The following is a 2,855-nucleotide window of genomic DNA, read 5'->3' on the forward strand; positions in this document are numbered from 1 at the left end:
ATGTTCTTCACATAGTCAGCGTGGCCCGGGCAGTCGACGTGTGCGTAGTGGCGGTTAGCCGTTTCGTACTCGACGTGCGCCGTGTTGATCGTGATGCCGCGCGCCTTTTCTTCCGGTGCCGCGTCGATCTGGTCGTATGCCTTCGCTTCGCCGCCGAACTTCTTCGTCAGAACCGTCGTGATCGCTGCCGTCAGCGTCGTCTTGCCGTGGTCAACGTGACCAATCGTACCAACGTTCACGTGCGGCTTGGTCCGCTCGAATTTACCCTTGGCCATTTTCGACTCCCAAAAGGAATTTCACAGGTTGCGCCGCGCGCAAACAAGACACTGACTTTGTACTGCTGGTGCCCATGGGCAGGATCGAACTGCCGACCTCTCCCTTACCAAGGGAGTGCTCTACCACTGAGCCACATGGGCGCTTTACGCTTCAACTTCGCGGTCTGGAGCGGGTGAAGGGAATCGAACCCTCGTCGTAAGCTTGGAAGGCTTCTGCTCTACCATTGAGCTACACCCGCACGGGCCACAAACGATTCCTTACCGCTCACTGCGCTGATAATCTTGGTGGAGGAGGTTGGATTCGAACCAACGTAGGCGTAAGCCAACAGATTTACAGTCTGCCCCCTTTAGCCACTCGGGCACCCCTCCGTAGAGAACTGACGATTATGGGGGTGCATCGCACATCTGTCAAGCACATCCGGAAGATTATTTTCACTCTCTTCCCGACACCCGCTTAACCACCGATCTCCCGCCCTTGCCCGGCTAAGGCAAGCATGGGTGCTACCGATCAGTGCCACATCTTCGTCAGACTCCGCCCTCAACGTCGATCTGCATCTACGCTGAAAACGAAAGACCGCCATCATACGACCTCTTTAGCACTCTGCCAAGCGGGTAAACGAAAATTTCCGCAAATTTCGTGCCGGGCGGGTTCATTCGTCTGTTTCCGATATCTCGCAAGGCGCCATTTTCAGCATCACGGGTATCCGGACCGATTCGCAGACGATGTCCGTGACAAGGCTTTCGCGCACGCTCCGGCAACTGCATCCGATCTTTGACCGACGCTTCCGACGGGAAATCGTGGATGCGGCCCGACTTTTGTCGACTTCAGCGACAGGCACGATACCATCCCGGGCTACCTACCCGCCTCTGGTTCGGATCCTCATGCGCCTGCTCGTCCTGTTGATGGCCTTCATGACTTTGACCGCTCAGGGCGCCGGTCCGGCAGACACCCGGTGTCGCTCGAGCACAATCGCCAGGGTCCGCCAGCAGGCTCTGGCTGACAGCCATGCCCCAGGACGCGCAGCGGCAACCGCATCGCTCGCCGCATACAGCCGATTGAAGCCCGCGCTCGATGCGGGGTGCCTCGGTTCGGCAGATATCGGTTCGACCGCGGCGCGCCCGTGGAGCCAGGATGCGATCGCCTATGCGTGGCTGCTCAGCGATGCTTCCATGTACCTCGTCGGTGCTAGCGCCGGCGATGGCACATCGCCAAATGAATCCGGCAGCCCAGCCTGCATCGACGTATTGCAACCACTACTTAGCGACGACCTGCGACCCCACCCCGGGCTGCCGCGCAGGCTTGTCGAAGCAATCTCGGCAAACATTCTGCAGTGCGCCGCCCACTGCGCCTCGCCGTCGTGCAAACCGACCAACGTCAGCATCTGGTCAGCCTATCGCAGTGAATCCCCGGCATACACGCGACATCCCGTATGCCCGTACGATGCCCACCTCGTGCAGCTGGGCACCAATACCTGCGTAGGATTCGACGCCGGCGCGTTCTCCGCAGCGCATCCACTCGAAGACGCCGGAAATCTGGCGTGCGACAGCCAGCCTTCGGTGTCTACCGGTCGTTGCCCTGCGTTGGTCGTGCTAACCCGAGATCACGGGCGGAACACGACGCGCCGGTTTCCGCCTGGCGACGGCTCCGCACTCGGCGATCCGAGTACCGCATGCGCGGTGCGATCGACCGGCGTCAACACCGGTGGCACGCGCTTCGCGCTAATGGGCGAAGGGCGAGACTGCTTTGGCGGCACCGCCTATTCACTCATTGAAGAAATCTATGTGTTGCGCGACGGACAGCCCGTGCTCGTCAAAAGGAACAGCGCGGATTTCTGAGGCTATCCGGTTCATGGACTCGCAGGGACCCGGTTCGCGCTACGCACCGATCCTCTCCATCCGGCGGGTTCCACACGCCCGCCTCCTCGCGCAGGTTGACTTGAGCGGAGATGCGACGAATTGAGATACAAAAATCTCGGTATGACTACACGATGCCATCCCGGGTGATATCCCACTTGGCACGATCGATGGACAACGGTCGTCCACCCCCTCGAGGCAAGAACACGCCAAAACATCCGATAGACGCGACCTGTTGCCAGATCATGCTGACGGCTCACGTGATGACGGAAGCCGTGAAACATGCCCGATAGGCGCGGAATTGCAATGGTGATTTTTGACCGAAGATGAGCTCAATACGCCAACGAACGGCGCCTGATAGCCGACAATCGAGTAGCCGACGATGCCACACCGGGCCCACGTACCTCGACGCTCAAATCTGCGTCGAGAGGTAGTCAGGTATTGATGGAGTCGCTACTCCACCTGGCCGTCATTGCCGTGAGCAGCGGGGATGGATGTTTGAATGTGGGTTCCAGTCAGCGCAAGCTGTCAGCGCGGGGCCGACTCGATCGGTTTGATCAGCGGTGCAGAGCTGCGGATCGCTCGAGAACGGCAAGCGCCTAAATTGGCGCATTCGGCGCCCAGCTCCGGCCAGGCCACCTACCCCGACTCCGCTGCGCATTTTTGCCGTGCCAATGCAAAAACCCCCGCCTTTCGGGCGGGGGTTCCTGGCTTAGGGAGCCTGAC

Annotated in this window: 2 protein-coding genes and 3 tRNA genes; 1 reads left to right on the plus strand and 4 read right to left on the minus strand. The window is 60.0% G+C overall.

Translation table 11 applies throughout. From position 1 onward, the window contains the following. From BDI24065_RS40740 to BDI24065_RS40755, 4 genes are all read right to left on the minus strand, one after another. Positions 1-275, minus strand: a 275-nt coding sequence (locus BDI24065_RS40740; RefSeq protein WP_254609966.1) for a GTP-binding protein, incomplete at its 3' end; no start/stop codon positions are given. A gap of 66 nt (positions 276-341) precedes the next feature. Continuing rightward, positions 342-416, minus strand: a tRNA-Thr gene (locus tag BDI24065_RS40745). Between the two features lie 24 nt (positions 417-440). Beyond that, a tRNA-Gly gene (locus tag BDI24065_RS40750) sits at positions 441-514 on the minus strand. A 44-nt stretch (positions 515-558) separates the two neighbouring features. Further along, positions 559-644, minus strand: a tRNA-Tyr gene (locus BDI24065_RS40755). 513 nt (positions 645-1,157) lie between these two features. On the opposite strand from BDI24065_RS40755, the gene BDI24065_RS40760 reads away from it, so the two are divergent. Further along, positions 1,158-2,111 (plus strand): hypothetical protein, encoded by a 954-nt coding sequence (locus BDI24065_RS40760; protein ID WP_175035927.1) that lies wholly within the window; start codon positions 1,158-1,160, stop codon positions 2,109-2,111. Positions 2,112-2,855: the final 744 nt, after the last annotated feature.

This window comes from Burkholderia lata (assembly GCF_902499025.1).
GTDB classification, from domain to species: domain Bacteria; phylum Pseudomonadota; class Gammaproteobacteria; order Burkholderiales; family Burkholderiaceae; genus Burkholderia; species Burkholderia lata_C.